The organism is Rubripirellula reticaptiva, assembly GCF_007860175.1.
Classification (GTDB): Bacteria; Planctomycetota; Planctomycetia; order Pirellulales; family Pirellulaceae; genus Rubripirellula; species Rubripirellula reticaptiva.
The window spans coordinates 374,408-391,395 of record NZ_SJPX01000006.1 but is presented as its reverse complement, the minus strand read 5'-3'; the positions used below and the strand labels follow the sequence as shown (position 1 = coordinate 391,395).

General features: G+C 54.8%; 15 protein-coding genes and 1 tRNA gene. 6 read left to right on the top strand and 10 right to left on the bottom strand.

Going from position 1 to position 16,988, the window contains the following annotated elements:
• Positions 1-54 precede the first annotated feature (54 nt).
• Together Poly59_RS27115 and Poly59_RS27110 are read right to left on the bottom strand one after the other, a co-directional pair.
• A complete protein-coding gene (locus Poly59_RS27115) occupies positions 55-468 on the bottom strand; it encodes a thiol-disulfide oxidoreductase DCC family protein (protein WP_146537228.1) in 414 nt (137 codons plus the stop codon).
• Between the two features lie 3 nt (positions 469-471).
• Positions 472-1,098 carry an SOUL family heme-binding protein gene (locus Poly59_RS27110; RefSeq protein WP_146537227.1) on the bottom strand — a complete coding sequence of 209 codons (627 nt, stop codon included), beginning with the start codon at positions 1,096-1,098 and terminating at the stop codon, positions 472-474.
• A gap of 174 nt (positions 1,099-1,272) precedes the next feature.
• Between Poly59_RS27110 and Poly59_RS27105 the strand changes: the two genes are divergently transcribed.
• Both Poly59_RS27105 and Poly59_RS27100 read left to right on the top strand, forming a co-directional pair.
• A complete protein-coding gene (locus Poly59_RS27105) occupies positions 1,273-1,437 on the top strand; it encodes a Lacal_2735 family protein (RefSeq protein ID WP_146537226.1) in 165 nt (54 codons plus the stop codon).
• A gap of 114 nt (positions 1,438-1,551) precedes the next feature.
• Positions 1,552-2,658, top strand: coding sequence for a hypothetical protein (locus tag Poly59_RS27100; RefSeq protein ID WP_146537225.1), 1,107 nt, complete (start codon positions 1,552-1,554; stop codon positions 2,656-2,658).
• Positions 2,659-3,460: 802 nt separating this feature from the next.
• Here Poly59_RS27100 and Poly59_RS27095 read toward each other — a convergent pair.
• Complete coding sequence (locus Poly59_RS27095) at positions 3,461-4,300, bottom strand: alpha/beta hydrolase (protein WP_146537224.1); 840 nt, start codon at positions 4,298-4,300, stop codon at positions 3,461-3,463.
• 202 nt (positions 4,301-4,502) lie between these two features.
• On the opposite strand from Poly59_RS27095, the gene Poly59_RS27090 reads away from it, so the two are divergent.
• Together Poly59_RS27090 and Poly59_RS27085 are read left to right on the top strand one after the other, a co-directional pair.
• Positions 4,503-5,603 (top strand): glycoside hydrolase family 71/99-like protein, encoded by a 1,101-nt coding sequence (locus Poly59_RS27090; protein WP_186776551.1) that lies wholly within the window; start codon positions 4,503-4,505, stop codon positions 5,601-5,603.
• Positions 5,585-6,643: a DMT family transporter gene (locus Poly59_RS27085; protein ID WP_246151967.1), complete on the top strand. Its 1,059-nt coding sequence runs from the start codon at positions 5,585-5,587 to the stop codon at positions 6,641-6,643. Before Poly59_RS27090 ends, Poly59_RS27085 begins: the two co-directional genes overlap by 19 nt.
• Positions 6,644-6,673: 30 nt before the next feature.
• On the opposite strand, the gene Poly59_RS27080 is transcribed toward Poly59_RS27085, so the two are convergent.
• Together Poly59_RS27080 and leuS are read right to left on the bottom strand one after the other, a co-directional pair.
• Positions 6,674-7,717: a Gfo/Idh/MocA family protein gene (locus Poly59_RS27080; protein ID WP_146537222.1), complete on the bottom strand. Its 1,044-nt coding sequence runs from the start codon at positions 7,715-7,717 to the stop codon at positions 6,674-6,676.
• 68 nt (positions 7,718-7,785) lie between these two features.
• Entirely contained in the window at positions 7,786-10,569 is a 2,784-nt protein-coding gene (gene leuS / locus Poly59_RS27075; RefSeq protein ID WP_146537221.1) for a leucine--tRNA ligase, read from the bottom strand.
• A 360-nt stretch (positions 10,570-10,929) separates the two neighbouring features.
• Here leuS and Poly59_RS27070 point away from each other — a divergent pair, with 360 nt between their 5' ends.
• Entirely contained in the window at positions 10,930-11,214 is a 285-nt protein-coding gene (locus Poly59_RS27070; RefSeq protein ID WP_146537220.1) for a hypothetical protein, read from the top strand.
• A 12-nt stretch (positions 11,215-11,226) separates the two neighbouring features.
• Here the strand turns inward: Poly59_RS27070 and Poly59_RS27065 are convergent, their stop codons facing one another.
• Positions 11,227-12,093, bottom strand: a complete 867-nt coding sequence (locus Poly59_RS27065) for a hypothetical protein (protein ID WP_146537219.1) — start codon at positions 12,091-12,093, stop codon at positions 11,227-11,229.
• A 146-nt stretch (positions 12,094-12,239) separates the two neighbouring features.
• On the opposite strand from Poly59_RS27065, the gene Poly59_RS27060 reads away from it, so the two are divergent.
• Positions 12,240-12,938 (top strand): RsmE family RNA methyltransferase, encoded by a 699-nt coding sequence (locus Poly59_RS27060; protein ID WP_146537218.1) that lies wholly within the window; start codon positions 12,240-12,242, stop codon positions 12,936-12,938.
• Between the two features lie 63 nt (positions 12,939-13,001).
• On the opposite strand, the gene Poly59_RS29830 is transcribed toward Poly59_RS27060, so the two are convergent.
• The 4 genes from Poly59_RS29830 to glgX form a co-directional block, all read right to left on the bottom strand.
• A tRNA-OTHER gene (locus Poly59_RS29830) sits at positions 13,002-13,076 on the bottom strand.
• Between the two features lie 90 nt (positions 13,077-13,166).
• Positions 13,167-13,775 carry an ATP-dependent Clp endopeptidase proteolytic subunit ClpP gene (gene clpP, locus Poly59_RS27055; RefSeq protein WP_261343573.1) on the bottom strand — a complete coding sequence of 203 codons (609 nt, stop codon included), beginning with the start codon at positions 13,773-13,775 and terminating at the stop codon, positions 13,167-13,169.
• Positions 13,776-13,855: 80 nt separating this feature from the next.
• Positions 13,856-14,494 (bottom strand): ClpP family protease, encoded by a 639-nt coding sequence (locus Poly59_RS27050; protein ID WP_146537216.1) that lies wholly within the window; start codon positions 14,492-14,494, stop codon positions 13,856-13,858.
• A gap of 356 nt (positions 14,495-14,850) precedes the next feature.
• Positions 14,851-16,932 (bottom strand): glycogen debranching protein GlgX, encoded by a 2,082-nt coding sequence (glgX, locus tag Poly59_RS27045; protein ID WP_186776550.1) that lies wholly within the window; start codon positions 16,930-16,932, stop codon positions 14,851-14,853.
• Positions 16,933-16,988: the final 56 nt, after the last annotated feature.

The window sequence follows — 16,988 nt, the reverse complement described above, 5'->3', positions numbered from 1 at the left end:
CTTCCCTTGATACTGGCGATAGGACGAGTTGCCGTCTTCGGTACGAAGAGTGTTCTACTTCACTTCACAGGTTTTGGCAGTACAGCGGCCGGTGAGGCGCAGGCGATTCTTGGCGAAGACTTGGTAACCGAAATTCAAGACGTGCGAGATACCGGGGAGTCGAGTTGGCCCAACGAGAAAGCCGAGGCCGACGGCGGCGTAGAGTTGCCGGAAGACTTCGACACCGATGATCCACTGCGCGGGCTGGCTCCCCTTGGCGGGAAGGCGTCCGTGGATTTCGTCCATGAATTGGACCGGCGTCCTTTCGTATTCTGCCGCGTTAAAATCGGGTGCTGCGATGTTCGTGAATTGAATGCGGTCTTTGCGATCGAGCCATTTCAGTAGCTGGATTTCACGCACGCATAGTGGACACTCGCCATCGTAAAAGACTTCGACCGTGTGGTTCGTTGTTAAGAGTTGGTTGGTCATGAACTACTTCAAGCGAATGAGAACTTCGTTACGACGCAGTGGGCCGGGGGTGAAGGGTGGATCATAAGATGCGGATTCGACCCCGCTGCCCGAGTTGTCTGACGTTGCGGGCGAGTCTTGCGGAACTAGGCCTTTTGATTCCATCCAGGCTCGCAATTTGGTTTCCGATTCTTTGGCGAGCTTGGCGCTGAGCCGGCCGGAGAATCGGATCACGGCAAAACGGCCGCCGGCTCTTTTACGCACATCGACATCGGCACCGGTAGGAGACGGCACGCCTTCAACGGCCACTTCCTTCGGCATCACGAAACCCATTTGGACTTCTGCGTCCGCTTTGTCGTTTTCCATGAACACAGGAGTCGTCATCGAGATTTTCTGCTCGGACTCGTTCGCACCACTGATGTAACGGAACAGTTTCATGAAACTGCCGTCGCGACCTTGAGCGTCAATCTTTGTGGACGTGGCGACCAGCATCAGGTCGGGATATTCGCGGACTTCAAAGTTTCCGTCGGATTCGATCACCTTGTATTCGGCTGATTCGTAACCCGCTCGTGTGGACTTGTTAAACACAAGAACACCGATCACAGCCAAGACCGCGATTGTCGAGATATAGACCATTGGATTTCGCTTCATTCGATTTACCTGATGAGAAGACCTCGGAACCCCGTGGAGTGTAGCGAAGCGACTAGTTGTCTGTATTGTCACGGACGGAATTGTCTCAGGCGGATGCTCCTGAAATCGCTTCCTGTTGACGGCCGTTCACAATCTAACGATTACCATTAGTTCAAAACTACGGAGAACATTGCAATGTTTGGATCGGGAAATAGCAAAGAGAAGTTGCAGGAAAAATACAATAAGCTGATGCAGGAATCTTTTGATCTGTCCACGGTCAATCGAAAGAAGAGCGACATGAAACGAGCCGAGGCGGAAGAGATCGGCAAGCAGCTCGGCGAGTTGGAAAAGACGTCTTAGCGTGGCTTTGCGGCGGTCTGCCGTTTTGAGTTTCAATCTCTCGTTGGAGTAGTAGCGATTACTTACGCACGTTCTCGATTGTGGCTAGGGATTTCTGGCGTAGGGTTGATCGTGGTGATCAGCTCGTACTTGCTTGCCTCCGGGTTACCGCTCCAACTGCTGCCAGACGCGCAGTCGTGGAGCGGCGAAGATCTGTTTGGTTTGGTGGCCTTGATCAGCTGCTTGGTTGGCGTGATGCTGCCCCTGGATATTCTGGGCGGTTACTTGTTGCCCAATCGCTCAAGCCCACGCAAAATCACGATCTGGGCTTTCGTGAAGGGATGGATTCGCGGCGTGATGGTTCAGGCGTGCTTCTTTTTGATCGCGAGTCTGCTGATTCTGGCGATGGGACGAGAGGTCGGCTTGGTCGGGGCTGGTTTGGTGATCCTGGCGATTGGAGTCGTCCAGGTTGCGTTTCAATTCCGAATCGCTCGGCTTACGGCATCCTTGCCCGACAGGGGCGATGTGCAGGCCGAGGCGAAGGTCGCTGTCAGTGCCGCGCTCGAGCGGGCTTCGCAGTGGGGCTGGAAGCCACGCCCGGTCATGGTGGTCGAGCACGATGACGTCGGTTTCACTGGCGGTATCGTTGGTTTGCCAAGGATGGAATGGATCGTTGTGCCTTCGTCTTCGCTGTCAAAGTTGTCCCCCGACCAGTTGGCGATCACGATTGCAAGACGTTTGGAAGCGATCGAAAGTGGAAGCCGGACGCGCGGGGTGATGCTTGCGTTTGCGTGGGTTTTGACCGGTTTTGTTCTGTCGGCCATGTTGCCTGGTGCGGGCGTGACCAGCGTGGGTGAGTTAGCGTTGACGTGCTGCGGATTCACTCTTTGGAGCTTCCTTGGATTGCTGACGCTGCCAACGCTTAGCCGGCAAGCGTCCTACGCGATTGACCGCCAGCTGATGGAGCGGGGCGTGAAACCGCAAACGTTCTATGAGACCCTGCAAACGCTCGATCGTTTGCAGGATGATGAGCCAAAGCGTTCGGCTGTGATTGAAACGATATTCCACCCAGTTCCTAGCGTGGACAACCGGCGACGCGAATCCGCAAGTACATTTCCCATCGCTTGGCATGCGGCTCGAATGACGCTGTTCGTGTCGTGGGCGTGCATGGGGATGCTAGTGCGAGCGGTTCACTGCAACGTCGGTCGACCCGAACTGTGGGTGATGCTTCCGACCGACTAGGAGAACGGAACCGTTGGCATGTTCAACGACGGGATCGATAGCGAGATTGTCGGATAGAGAATTTGCCAGAGCAGTCAAATTGTCGACGGCTCCCGGGAGCCAAGTCGGTAGGTGGAGGGCGACGGGCTATTCTCGCCGAGTCATGGTGGGAAGTTTGGGGGTAGTTTGGGGGTAGTTTGAAGGGTGTGGTCTTAAATAATGCCGGTCACAATTACCTAGTTATGTATTCTTAGGGTCGCGTGGTGTGCAGCCACATCGCAGGGGGCTGAGCGGGGTTGCGGTGTCAACCACTGACGGTCACATGGCAAGGGCCGCATCGGTCTGTCGGTCAAAACGATCAGAGCATGGTTGAGGGACCGCTGGTCTGTGCTATGCAGCGAGGAAGCCGGGTTTGCCGCGATTGTTCAGGTCTTGTTCAGGTCTTGTTCTGTCGCTGTGCAAGTGGATTTGCTTGGCGACTGCCTTGATTGGCTTGGAATTGCAATCAAGCCTCTTGCATAACGCATGTGACGCAATTCGATAGGGAGGGCTGCTCGTTTGGCCGTTTCCTGGGCATGACACCGAGGTCCATTCTGTCCGTCACAGCATTGCGTCCTTGGTGATGCTTGGAGCTAACATCCACTGGTTAGGACTCTTCGCTCAGCTACAAGGTTTCCAAAAACGTCTTTGGGGTACGAGTAGTTACTCTCTGCGTCCCCCAGAGGTGCCGAGAACGGCGTCGCATTGAAAGGTGCCCGATCTCTTGCGGGACCATTCCATCCTACAGCCAAAACTTGGTGCCTAGACATGGTCATTCTATCTTTTAGTCGCTGTGTTGATTGATGAACCGTATCAACAGAGGAAAGGCTGGCGCGGCCATGCCGCCGTGGTCATAGCCGTCGAGTTCGAACAGCTCGACGTCTTCATCACCGACCGCTTTTAACATTCGCCAAAAGTAGGCGTTTTCCTCGTACCGACCAAGCATTTCCTTTTCACGATCGCCGGTGATTAGCAGAATCGGTGGTGCATCGGCGCGAACGTGAAAGATCGGTGCCATCTCGTCAACGATTGCTTGGGTGGACTTGATGCCGCGTTCTTTGCGAACCGTGAAGTGAGTGATCGTGTGACCGCTGAACGGAATCAGGCCGGCAAGATCGTTGGCTTCCAAATCGTGAGCGGCAAGGTAATGTCGGTCCAAACCAATCATGCTAGTCAGGTATCCGCCGGCGGAATGACCGCTGACGAAAACTTTAGACTTTGATCCGCCGAAACGCTCAATGTTCTTGATTGTCCAAGCAACCGCTGCCGCGGCATCTTCGACGTAGGTTGGCGACTTGACGTCTGGGTGCAAGCGATAGTTTGCGGCCACGACTGCTACGCCTTGGTTCTTCAATTCCTTCGGGATCGACTTGTTCCCGCCGGTAAGTCCACCGCCGTGGAACCACACGACCGTAGGAAAGCCTTTCTTGTCGGCCGGGTAATAGACGTCCAACCGGCAGCGTTTATTGGCGAGGTCGGATATTCCATCCTCGTCACGGTACAAGACGTCTTCTTCGACGGTGTAAGTCTGCCTGACCGGCTTATTGTCTTGGGCGTGTGACGTTGCGGTCATCATCAACAGGCACAGAACGCCCATCAATCCGTGTGTTGGAAACGATCTCATCAAACGGTACTCGATCATTAGGAAAGGGGTGGTTTTCGGCTATGATTCCGGCTGATTGTAATCGAGTCGTTCGACAACCGTGGGAATTCAGTTTATGAAGATCGTTCAGGCTGCTATCACAATGGCATTCGTCATTTGCTGGATTTTTGGTTTCGCTGCAATTGCGCAATCGCCGGACGATTCTAGACCTCCACGTCCCTTGATGCTTGCTCACTATATGCCTTGGTTTGTCGCCAAACCCGTCAACCAAGCGTGGGGATTCCACTGGACGATGAACCAATTCAATCCCGACGAATTCGAACCCAACGCGGTGGGCAAGGGAACTCAGTCTGTGCGTCAGCGGTCAATCGCTTCCGAGTATTATCCGTCGATTGGGCCGTACGATTCCAGTGATGTCGATGTGATCGAGTATCACTTGTTGCTGATGAAAGTCGCTGGGATCGATGGAGTGATCGTCGACTGGTATGGCATCCAGCCCTGCTACGATTATCCGATCCTGCATCGAAACACAACGACGCTAATCGATCAAGCCAACAAGATGGGAATGAAGTTTGCGATTTGCTACGAGGACCAAACGCTTGGACCACTCATTGAACAAGGGCTCGTCAAGGAATCCGAAAGAGTTGAGCACGTGGCGTCGGAGATTGCGTGGCTGAATAAGAATTGGTTCTCGCTTGACAACTATGTTCGACTTGGTGGCAAGCCAGCGATGTTGTCGTTCGGTAACGCGGGACTTTCAAACGAGCAGTGGACCGAGTGCATTGGCAGGCTGACATTTCCGATCGCGTACTTCAGCGAGCATCATCGACGTGATGGGGCAACCGGTGCGTTTGATTGGCCGATCCCTGGTCCAGGGATGGATGCGGTCGATCGTTTCTATCGAGACTCGCCCGAATGGGAAGCTGCGATTCCGGTTGTCTTCCCCCGGTTTGTAGACTTCTATGGCGAAGCCAAGGTGCGTGAAAGCTACCCCGACATTGAAGACGCTGATGGCGAAACGTTTCGCGTCACGCTTGCCCGCGCACTGGCCAGTAAGGCAGCCTTTGCGCAAATTGCTACCTGGAACGACTGGGGCGAAGGAACTGTGATCGAGCCAAGCGTTGAATTTGGCGATCGTGACTTGAAACATTTGCAAACTCAATTGCTCGGTCAGCAGGCTGATCCGACGGCGCTGGCATTGCCGGGCAAATTGCTAGAGTTTCGTAAGAGCAACGGTGCGACCAAAGACGAACTGGACCGTGTTGCCGATTGGATTGGTACGGGTGAGTATGCGAAGGCGAAGTCTTGGCTGCGTCAGCGATAGAGTGGATTCCGCGGCGTGAACCTTTCGGCGACGCCAAGCGTCGATCAGTCATCACAGTCGTGTACGACGAATCCATCCGCCATTCACTCTTTCGAAACTCGACTCAATTGACCGATTCAACGACCAGCGAAGCGGCACAAGAGAGCGATTCAGTCGTGCAATTCCGGTCGGGCATGTCGTTGGCGATCTTAGGAACGTTTCTATTTGCGTTGAAGTCGATCTTTATCAAACTTGCGTTTGCCGAAGGCGTCGGCGCCACGTTCCTTTTGACGCTGCGAATGTCATTGGCACTTCCATTCTACGTCCTCGTATTTTGGAAGCTGCGTAGCCGTAGCGATGAACAACCTATCAGTCGATCCGACGTCGTGCGCTCCTTGGGACTTGGCTTCCTAGGTTACTATTTGGCGTCGTACCTGGACCTTTCCGGTCTCGAACTGATCTCGGCCCAGCTTGAACGATTGACCTTGTTCACGTACCCCGCGATGGTCGCGTTGTTGGCTTGGATGTTTCTAGGTGAGACGATTGACCGGCGAATCATCGCATCGATCGTGCTTTGCTACCTTGGCGTGCTGTTGATGTACGGCCAAGAAAAGACGTTGACCGATGGCAGTGACGTTCGCCAGGGTGTCGCGTTGGTGATCGGGGCAGCGCTGAGCTATTCGTTGTACATCTTGTTCGCGAAACCCACGATGCAGCGAATCGGCAGTCGCGAATTCACCAGCATGGCGATGATTGGTTCGACATTTTTCATTGGTGTGCACTTCGTCATTACCGAGCCAGTCCAGAGTCTGGTCCAAGCAAAACCGATCGTTTATGTCTACGGTTTGCTGTTGGCGTTTGTGTGCACCGTGTTGCCAAGCTTCATGATCAATGAAGCGATCGTTCGCATCGGTGCGACACGCACGACCGTGATCGGATCGATCGGGCCAGTCCTGACGATGGGACTGGCGATCGCGGTACTGGGCGAACCCACGTCAATCCAGCACATCGCCGGAATGGCGATCGCGATCGTCGGCGTCAGCTTGGTGGCGAAAAAGTAGAACGCCAGCGATAAGCACGCAGGCAGTCGGCTAAGCGAGATTAACGGTCTGCCCGGTTCGGGCACTCTCGTAAATTGCTCGAATCAACTCGACGCTGCGGCGGCCTTCGTGACCGTCGAGCACGGATGGGCGATTTTCGTTGATCGCTGCAATCACTTCTTCGAACAGCATCGTGTGTCCGTGATGTCCGATCGCGGACGGGTCGGCCGCACCACCACCAGTTTCTGTCTTGCCAGCCATTCGTTGTCGCAGTGCTTCGTCGTCCGCTGTTTCATCGGCGAACTGCCACTGTTTAATGTCTTCTTCTTCCAGGATCGCCGTTCCGTGACTGCCGCTGATTTCGATCCGTTTTAGCGAACCGGGGTACGCCGTCGTGGTGGCCTCGATAACGCCGAGAGCACCGTTTGCGAATTTCAAAGTTGCAACCGCGATGTCTTCGACTTCGATCCGCTCGTGAGTCATCGTGGCTGTCATCGCGCTGACTTCGGCGACTGGTCCCATCAACCACAGCAATAGGTCGACCGAGTGGATCGCTTGGTTCATCAATGCTCCGCCACCGTCGAGAGCCCACGTGCCTCGCCACGCACCGCTGTCGTAGTATTCCTGGCTGCGAAACCATTTCACGTAGGCATCACCCATTGTGATCTTGCCAAAACGGCCCGAGTCGACGGCCTTTTTCATCAAACGGCTAGACTCGTGGAATCGACTTTGAAAGGTGACTGCCAGACGCACGCCGGCATCATCACAAGCTTTGATGATTTGGTCGCATCGTTCTGTCGTGACTTCCAGTGGCTTTTCAACGATCACATGCTTTCCCGCCTTAGCCGCGGCGACCGCCGGGTCCAAGTGAGCACCGCTTGGGGCACAGATTGACACAGCCTGGACTTCGGGATCGGCTAGCATCGCTTCCAAAGAATCAAACGGCTTGCAGTCGTGCTTCGCCGCAAACGCTGCGGTTGGTTCAGGCCGGCGACTGGTCGCACCAACCAAATGGGCGCCTTTGGCGTCCGCGATCGCACGAGCGTGAAAGTTGGCAATCATGCCAACACCAACAATACCGATACCAATGCTCATTTGATGCTCTGTTAGGGTTTTCGAAAGTACACCTGCGACGCTAATTGGGCAGGCTAATTTGCGGCAGTTTACTTCACGACCAAGTTGACCAAACGTCCGGGAACGATGATCTGTTTGACGATCGTTTTGCCGTCGATCAATTCTTTGACCTTTGGATCGCTGAGTGCCAACTCGGCAAGTGCTTCTTTCGATGCATCCGGCGCGATGTTGACTTTGGCTTTGATCTTTCCGTTGATTTGGACAGGCACTTCGATGCTGGATTCGACGAGGGCAGCTTCATCGAACGTTGGCCAAGCTTCCTTGGCGATCGATTCGGTTCCTCCGAGACGTCGGTACAGTTCTTCGCAGAGGTGCGGCGCATAGGGCGCGAGCAAAATCAGGAACGTTTTGATCGCTTCGGTCGGACGTGTTTCGGAGCGGGTGAAGAAGTTGGTGAACTCCATCATCCTCGCGATCGCTGTATTGAACTGCATGTTTTCGGTGTCTTCGGTGACACGTTTGATCGTCAAGTTCAACATGCGGTTTTGTTCGTCGTCACACTTGGCATCCGTCAATCCGGGGGCAAGCACGTCGTCGTCCGAATCTTGATCGACGACCATTCGCCAAACTCGGTCCAAGAAATTGCGGACGCCGCCGACACCGGTCATCGCCCAAGGCTTGGTGGCTTCGAGCGGCCCCATGAACATCTCGTACAGTCGCAGCGAGTCTGCACCGTACTCCCGCACAACCACGTCCGGGTTGACCACGTTCCCGCGGCTCTTGGACATCTTGTGAGCGCGGCTCTCGATGCGAACCTTCGCGTCCGACTTCAAGACGAAACCGTCACCCTTTTTGTCGACTTCCTCTTCGCTGATCGACTTCGCGACAACCTTTTCGCCATTCGTGCCTGTCAAGTTGCCGTCGGCATCTCGGCGAACATCGCTGGCTGAAACAGGTGTTCCTGATTCACTTTCGTAGCCCGTGTATTCGACTTCGCCCAAGATCATGCCTTGGTTGACCAGGCGTCCAAACGGTTCGGGACACGACACGTGGCCGCGGTCGTACAGCAGTTTGTGCCAGAAACGCGAGTACAACAGGTGCAGCACCGCATGTTCGGCGCCGCCCACGTACAAGTCGACCGGCATCCAAGCCTTTTCTTTTGCGGGATCGACCAACGCCACGTCGTTCTTGTTGTCGATGTATCGCAAGTAGTACCAGCACGAACCGGCCCACTGGGGCATCGTGTTCGTTTCGCGGCGATAGCGTTTTCCATCCAGATTGACATACAACCAATCGTCAGCCGCCTTAGCGAGTGGCGGTTCGGGACGCCCGTGAGGCTTAAAATCTTCCAGTTCTGGCAATCGAACGGGAAGCTGGTCTACCGGAACGCCACGTTTGACGCCCGTTGGGTTTCCGTCCGCGTCGACCTCGTGCAAGATCGGAAACGGTTCGCCCCAGAATCGTTGGCGACTGAACAACCAGTCACGCAGCTTGTAGTTGACCGCTTCGGCGCCGGTGCCTTGCTCGGTCAACCAAGCGGTTACTGCGGCCTTGACTTGTTCGGTCGTTTGTCCGTCAAATTTTTCGCTGTTGATGGCGACGCCGTGTCCGGCGAAACACTTCTCGCCGGACATGAAGTCGTCATAATTCGGATCCGACTTTGGCGGCTCAACGACTTGGATGATCGGCAAATTGTATTGTTTGGCGAACTCGAAATCACGGATGTCGTGTGCTGGTACCGCCATAATCGCACCGGTGCCGTAGCCCGCCAGCACGTAGTCGGCGATCCAGATCGGAATCGGTTTTCCGGTGACTGGGTTCACGGCATGGCTGCCGGTGAAGACACCCGTCTTGGCCTTGTCGCCTTCGGTTCGTTCGCGATCGCTTTTGAACGACGCTTTCTCGCAATACGCTTTCACGGCCGCCGACTGATCGGCTGTCGTCAACGAATCGACCATGGTGTGTTCGGGTGAGATCACCATGTAGGTCGCGCCGAACAACGTGTCGGGTCGAGTCGTGTAGACACGCAATTTTTGATCGCCAACGGCGAAGTCGACTTCCGCGCCGGTACTGCGTCCGATCCAATCTTGCTGCAGTTTCTTGATACCGATCGGCCACTGCAATTCATCGAGTCCGTCGAGTAAACGTTCTGCGTAAGCTGTGATTCGCAGCATCCATTGTCTCAGCGGGATACGTTTGACAGGATGACCACCAACTTCGCTTTTGCCGTCTTGGACTTCTTCATTGGCAAGCACGGTGCCCAACTTCGGACACCAATTCACCAGCGCATCGCTTTCGTACGCGAGTCGTTGTGAATCCCGATAAGTTTCTACTGCCGCGTCACCTTGGGCGGCCACGTCGGCCGGAATCGGCAGTTCGGCGATCGGGCGACCCTTCTGTTGTTCGACGTCGAACCAGGTGTCGTACAGTTCCAAAAAGATGAACTGAGTCCATTTGAAATAGTCCTCGTCCGTCGTCGCCAAGACTCGGTCCCAGTCGTAACTGAAACCCAACATTTTCAACTGGCGAGTGAACGTGTCGATGTTCCGCTGAGTTTGGATGCGCGGATGTTCACCGGTTTTGATGGCGTGTTCTTCGGCTGGCAAACCGAACGCGTCAAACCCCATCGGGTGCAAGACGCTCTCACCGCGAGCGCGACAAAAGCGAGACGTTATGTCGGTGGCCGTGTATCCTTCGGGGTGGCCGACGTGCAGCCCATCGCCGCTGGGGTAGGGAAACATGTCCAGAATGTATCGCTTCTTGAATGTCCCGTCAGCAGCTTGGGTCGGCAGTTCTGGAGTGACGAACGTGCGATCCGATTCCCAGAAAGATTGCCAGCGAGGTTCGATTTCGGCGGGGTTGTAGCGAGGCATAAGGTCGAGGCCAAAAAAAATTTAGAGCGAAGCCCAAAGGGGACAGTCCATCGGATGACAGGCGCGGTGGCCCATCGCTGGAAGCAGATTCTAAGGAATCGGCGGGGGCTGGTAAGGTGGACCAATCCGAGTCGGAGGTTCACTTTGTCGACTGCGGACCGACATCACGACTGTTGGCGTCTTTCAAAATACAGGCGTACAGTTCAACGCTTGAAAAAGATTAGGGGGTTTACGTTCCGTCCGCTAAAGTGAGGTGGTCCGTCGCAGGATTGTGCTGGAATCAAATTGACCTCACTTTGTGGCAACTGAGAGGTCGATCAAACGCTAGAAATCCCTGCACAACACCAATGGTACAAATAAATGAGTGAACCAATCGACCGCGAAACACAGCCCACCAACGGCGGCGATTCAATCTCCGATCCCGATATCAGCCTGTGCGAAAAAATCGTTGCTGCGCTTCGTCGTAATGATTTGATGGACGTGCACTGCAGCATGGACGAGAAAGGCCCATGCTTGACGGGCCACGTGAATTCCTGGGAAGAGCGTTCGATCGCCTTTGCAATCGCACGAACCACCGCGGGCACAACCGATCTGACGACAAAGATCGAAGTCCGCCCAAATACGTCGGACGCTGAAGAGTCCTAACTGGCGAGCGTGCTAGGCTGCCTTCGCAGACGCGGCCGGCGCGTAATCGGCATGCGCTGAAGTTGCGATAATGGTTTCGACGACGCTTGGCGTGATGGTGCTGACCTGATAAGCCGCGCCGAGTTGCAAAGAAGCTTCGGCGACTGCGGCCAGCGCGGCTAACCTGCCATGCGAAATTTCATGCATGCGAACAATCGCGGTATCGGTAAAAACTGGCTCATCGGGTTTCGACGTCGACACATTTGGATTGATTCGAAACTCTGCGTGCCGGAGTCCTGACGCGATGTAGCGGAACGTTTCGGCAACGTCCAATGCGTCGAGTTCAATCTGCATGCAACAGCGGCCGAACGCAGATGTCATTCGGCTAAGGTTCTCTGGTGTCGTCCCCATCACCACAGACAGGTCGCCATCGGCCATCACTAGATCTCGCGCTAACGTCGCCGTTGACGCAGCACAGTCATCGATCAACCAAACCGTGCGAATACCTTTTTGTGACGATGCTTGGATTGATCGGCTGATTCGGTTAACCGGGTCAGTTTCACGATCTTCGCCAGTCCACAGATTCTCAGTCAATGTCGTGCCCATCGCCTCGGCGAGCGTTTGGGCGGCTTGGGCACCATCAGTGGCGTTTGCAACGCCCGACGTAAGAATAACTTCGGCGGCACAGTCGCCAAATCCGCTGGTCTGTTTCAACTGACGCAGCAGCCACGTCGCACCGGATCGCTGCGGCGCTACCAGGAAGGCTGAGTTCCAGGTGCCCGCGACAAAGTATCCGAGTCCGGCCATGACTTCACGTTGGGCACTGCCGGCGAAGAAGAAGTCTTGATCGTCCTGGGCGAACGGTCGTCGGGTCAGGCCCCAATAGGTGAGGTAGTCCATCGGATCATCCCGCTGATAGAGTCGTTCAACACAATCACTTCGCCCTGTCGGTCAGTTTCGGCGGATTAGAACCGTTACCACGACAACTTCGTTATGATCGGCGTGACCGAACCACCTTCTTTAACCACATGCGATAAACGCCACCGATGACGCGACGATATTTTGTTCCTGATTTGCCACGAAATGGTGGACTCGTTCCGTTGCCGTCGGAAGAGGCTCAGCATGCCATCCGCGTAATGCGAATTCGTGTCGATGATCCGATGACGCTATTCGACGGATGCGGGTACGAAGCCGAGGCGACGGTGATCTCGCTCGGACGCAACAAATGCCAATGTCAGGCCGAAGTAGCGTCGGCGATCAATCGCGAACCAGCCTGTAAAGTTCATATGGCGATCGCGCTGCCGAAACCGGATCGTGCAAAGGAGTTGGTCGAGCGATTGACTGAATTGGGCGTCGCCTCGTTGACGCCAATCTTAGGGAAACGTTCCCAGCGACCGCCGAAGGATACGTTCTTAGAAAAACTTCGCCGAGCTTCAGTCGAAGCGTGCAAACAGAGTGGGCGAAACCAGTTGATGGAAATCCATGATACGGTTTCCGCAATCGATTATTTCGAATCAACGATCGAAGGTCCACGGCTGATTGCTCATCCGACGCAATCTACCGCTTCGCTGGATTCGTTTCGAAACGCGCCGGTTCTAACCACTGCGATTGGTCCCGAGGGCGGATGGACCGACGAGGAAATTGAGATCGCCACCCGACACGGTTTTCTCGGCGTTGATCTGGGATCGCGGATTTACCGAATCGAAACCGCAGCAGTTGTCGTGGCTGCGGTACTAGTTACCTAGATTCGTCAAAACGGTACGACACCGTGGGCAAATTGCCCGCTCGTCACGCGAACGAGTGCGAAATACCCCCTGCCCGATTTGAACGAGCGTTTCCGAGCGGAAAGGCACGGCGTCCTGAGCCAGCTAGACGAAGGGGGCGGGAGAAGGTTTCAGCAAACAGGGTGACAGGTGACAGGGCAATTGCTTAACGCTGTTGCCTGAAACCTGTCGCCTGTTAACTATTTTCAACTACTTCTCGTCGCTCTTTGACACGACCTTGTCGATCAAACCGTACTCGCATGCTTCAACGGCTGACATGAAGCGGTCACGATCGGTATCCGCCTCGATTTTTTCGAGCGAATGGCCCGTGTGATCGATCATGATTTCGTTCATTCGTTGCTTGATGCGGCGGAGCTCGCCGACGTGAATTTCGACTTCACGTGCGGTTCCCTGCATGCCGGCAAGCGGTTGGTGGATCATGATACGTGCGTTCGGCAATGCGAATCGCTTGCCTTTGGCACCAGCGGTCAATAGCACCGCACCCATCGAAGCAGCTTGGCCGATGCAGTACGTTGCGACGTCGCACGAAACGAATTGCATCGTGTCGTAGATCGCCATGCCGGCGGTAATCGATCCACCGGGACTGTTGATGTACAAGTGAATGTCGGCCTTAGGGTCGTCCGACTGCAAGAACAACATTTGCGCGACGAGAGCGTTCGAAATCTCGTCGTTGACTTGTTGACCCATGAAAATGATGCGGTCTTTCAGCAACCTGCTGTAAATGTCGTAGACACGCTCTTCTCGACCACTCTTTTCGACGACGTAGGGAATGACTGGCATACTATTGCTTTGATTTATGTGTACGGTGACTGTTTGTACGGTGAATGAAATCGCTGAAGTGCCCGCCGATCCGAAGGAGCTTGCGGACGCGTCATTTGCTACTTGTCTTCTTCTTCGTCTGAACCTGGTGGCTTGACCAGAATGTCATCGACGAGGCCGTAGTCTTTGGATTCCTGAGCGCTCAAGAAAAAGTCGCGATCGGTGTCTTTGGCGATTTGATCGACGGACTTTCCACTGTGCTTGCTGATGATTTCATTCAGCACATCACGATAGCGAAACATTTCAGCGGCTTGGATTTCAATGTCGCTGACCTGGCCACCAACACCACCCATCGGCTGGTGCATCATCACTCGGCTGTTAGGCAAGCAAAAGCGTTTGCCTTTGGTACCGCCAACCAACAACACAGCCGCACCACTGCAGGCTTCGCCCACACAGTACGTCGCGATGTTGCATGACATCATTTGCATGGTGTCATAGATCGCGAGCGTCGCGGTGACCGATCCGCCGGGGCTGTTGATGTAGAAGTGAACGTCTTTGCGGCGATTTTCACTCTGCAAGTACAGAAGCTTCATCACAATTTCGTTGGCATTGCCGGTATGGATCTCACCTTGGAGAAACACGATCCGGTTCTCCATGAGCAAGTCACCAAGCGTCAGTTGACGCTGCCGTTGGTAACCCTGATAAGAACTGGCGGCGAGCTGGGGTGCTCGGGGGTCATGAGCCGTTGGGAAATTCATTCGGTGTCTGTCGAATAAGAGAAAAAATGTTGCATTTCGCGGAGCAGCTCTGATCGCAGGCGATCTGCCGTGCCTTAATGTTCGCCACTGACCCCGAAACTGACAAGGGCGGGGGAAGTGGAGTCGTCAGGTTACAGGTTTCGTCTGTTTGGCAACAGACAAATACAAAGACGGCTCGAAGTCCTGCAAAGCACGGCAAAGACGCAGGTTTTGCGTCAAAGCCGTCCCTTGATTTGATCCAAACCGTCTACCTGTGAAGTGAAATGCGGCCAAATCGTGGGTTACCAAATGGGATATCCGACGGTTGGCCGCGATCGCGACTGAGCGATTCTATGTCTCGAGTCTAGCCTTCGAGTCTATTCAGCACTGACCATCACTTTGAGTGAGTGGCATGGCATTTCGATCGCGTGCCCAATCGATGGCATCGGGCCGTCGGCATCCGGATAGATATCCGCGGGCGACTCGGCAGCCGTGTCAACGAACAGATTCCACTTCATTCCACGGCCGATTTCCGGCATGTTGAATGTTCGGTCCTGTCCGGTGCTGTTGAACATCATCACGAGGTCGCGTCCCAAGCCTTCGGGGTCATCCACGCGACTGGGGGCCGCAATGTAAGCCATCATCGCAAGTTCTTGCTGGTTCCATTCGAGACCAACGCCGGCTGGCGAGAACCACGACACGTCTGGGATCAAGCGTCCGTCAACCGGCTGTCCGGTCAAGTAAGTCTTGCGACGAACGGTCGGTTGCTTCAATCGGAACGCGATCAGCGATTTGACGAACCGGAACAAATCTTTATTCTTGTCGACCAACTTCCAGTCAAACCAGCTGATGTCGTTGTCTTGGCAATACGCGTTGTTATTGCCCTTTTGTGTGCGACGAATTTCGTCGCCACTGACCAGCATCGGCACGCCTTGGCTTAGCAACAGAGTGCCAAGCATGTTGCGAATTTGTCGGTCGCGAGTGACCGTGATCGCTTTCTTGCGTGTCGGACCTTCGACACCGTAGTTGTCGCTGATGTTGTGGTTGTCGCCGTCACGGTTGTCTTCGCCGTTCGCCATGTTGTGCTTTTCCTTGTACGAGACAAGGTCATTCATGGTGAAACCGTCGTGAGTCGTGATCAGGTTGATGCTGCAGTGCGGCGGACGATTGTCATGTTCGTACAAATCACTGCTGCCGGCCAAACGTGTCGCCAATGCACCAAGAGTGCCACCGTCGCCACGCCAAAAACCACGTGCGTCGTCACGATACCGTCCGTTCCATTCGGCCCATCGTGCACCACCGAACGAGCCGACTTGGTAGGCACCTGCGGCGTCCCATGCTTCGGCAATGATCTTGGTATCGGCCAACAACGGATCTTCGGCGATCAAGTCAACCATCGGCGGATTTGGGATCAGGTTCCCCTTGGTGTCACGAGACAGAATGCTTGCCAAGTCGAAACGGAAACCGTCGATGTGATAGTTGTGGACCCAGTGGCGTAGGCAATGGAAAATCATCTCACGAACGACCGGATGGTTGCCGTTAAGCGTGTTGCCGCAACCGCTGTAGTTGCAGTAGTGTTGGCCTTCGGAAAGGATGTAATAGACTTGGTTTTCAAGTCCCTTGAACGATAGCGTTGGGCCTTTCTCGTTGCCTTCGCAGGTGTGGTTGAAAACCACATCCAAGATGACTTCGATCCCCGCCTTGTGCAGGGCTTTGACCATCTCTTTGAACTCGCGAACTTGCGCACCAGGCGTCTTGTCGTGTGCGTACCCTCGGTGTGGCGAGAAGAACGCCATCGGATCGTAGCCCCAGTAATTGGCGCGATCCATTTTGTTGCCGTGACTGTCCTTGATCGGGAACTCGTTGACCGGCATCAGTTCGACAGCCGTTACGCCGAGGTCTTTCAAGTACGGGATTTTTTCGATCACACCGAGATACGTTCCAGGGCACTTCACCTTGGCCGTCTTGCTCTTGGTGAATCCCTTGACGTGCATTTCATAAATTACCGACTCGCTGACATCGCGGCGAAGATGCCGATCCCCTTCCCAGTCGAATGCGCCGTCGACGACGACACACTTCGGCGGGCGAACGACACCGTCGGCGCACTTTTGGTATTCACCAGCAAGTGCTTGAGCGTAAGGGTCGATCAGGCGAGCGGTTGAATCGAAGCGATGTCCAATTTCGGGTGCCCAAGGGCCGCTGGCTTGAAAATGGTACAGTTGGCCTTCGGCAAGGTTGGGCACATGCAGGCTCCAGACATCACCCCAGCGATCGGTGTTGCGATCAAAATCGATGACTTCGGCTGGCTCGCGATCATTGACGTTGTTGTAGAGCAACAATCGCATGGCCGTGGCCGAGCGACTGAACACCGAAAACTGAACGCCGGTGTCCTGGATCGTCGCACCAAAAGGTGGCGAGTATGCAAACTGTAAGGAAGGGCACGGTTGGCGCATTAGCATGTTGCGGGCTTCTCCGGATTTTCGAACCGTCCGACGTTTTTTTGCCATCAGATGAA

What these genes read in the sequence shown, in the direction of transcription:
- Poly59_RS27115 (WP_146537228.1), bottom strand. Translation starts at nt 468, where the DNA reads ATGACCAACCAACTCTTAACAACGAACCACACGGTCGAAGTCTTTTAC.
- Poly59_RS27110 (WP_146537227.1), bottom strand. Translation starts at nt 1,098, where the DNA reads ATGAAGCGAAATCCAATGGTCTATATCTCGACAATCGCGGTCTTGGCT.
- Poly59_RS27105 (WP_146537226.1), top strand. Translation starts at nt 1,273, where the DNA reads ATGTTTGGATCGGGAAATAGCAAAGAGAAGTTGCAGGAAAAATACAAT.
- Poly59_RS27095 (WP_146537224.1), bottom strand. Translation starts at nt 4,300, where the DNA reads ATGAGATCGTTTCCAACACACGGATTGATGGGCGTTCTGTGCCTGTTG.
- Poly59_RS27090 (WP_186776551.1), top strand. Translation starts at nt 4,503, where the DNA reads ATGCTTGCTCACTATATGCCTTGGTTTGTCGCCAAACCCGTCAACCAA.
- Poly59_RS27080 (WP_146537222.1), bottom strand. Translation starts at nt 7,717, where the DNA reads ATGAGCATTGGTATCGGTATTGTTGGTGTTGGCATGATTGCCAACTTT.
- leuS (WP_146537221.1), bottom strand. Translation starts at nt 10,569, where the DNA reads ATGCCTCGCTACAACCCCGCCGAAATCGAACCTCGCTGGCAATCTTTC.
- Poly59_RS27070 (WP_146537220.1), top strand. Translation starts at nt 10,930, where the DNA reads ATGAGTGAACCAATCGACCGCGAAACACAGCCCACCAACGGCGGCGAT.
- Poly59_RS27065 (WP_146537219.1), bottom strand. Translation starts at nt 12,093, where the DNA reads ATGGACTACCTCACCTATTGGGGCCTGACCCGACGACCGTTCGCCCAG.
- Poly59_RS27060 (WP_146537218.1), top strand. Translation starts at nt 12,240, where the DNA reads ATGACGCGACGATATTTTGTTCCTGATTTGCCACGAAATGGTGGACTC.
- Poly59_RS27050 (WP_146537216.1), bottom strand. Translation starts at nt 14,494, where the DNA reads ATGAATTTCCCAACGGCTCATGACCCCCGAGCACCCCAGCTCGCCGCC.
- glgX (WP_186776550.1), bottom strand. Translation starts at nt 16,932, where the DNA reads ATGCTAATGCGCCAACCGTGCCCTTCCTTACAGTTTGCATACTCGCCA.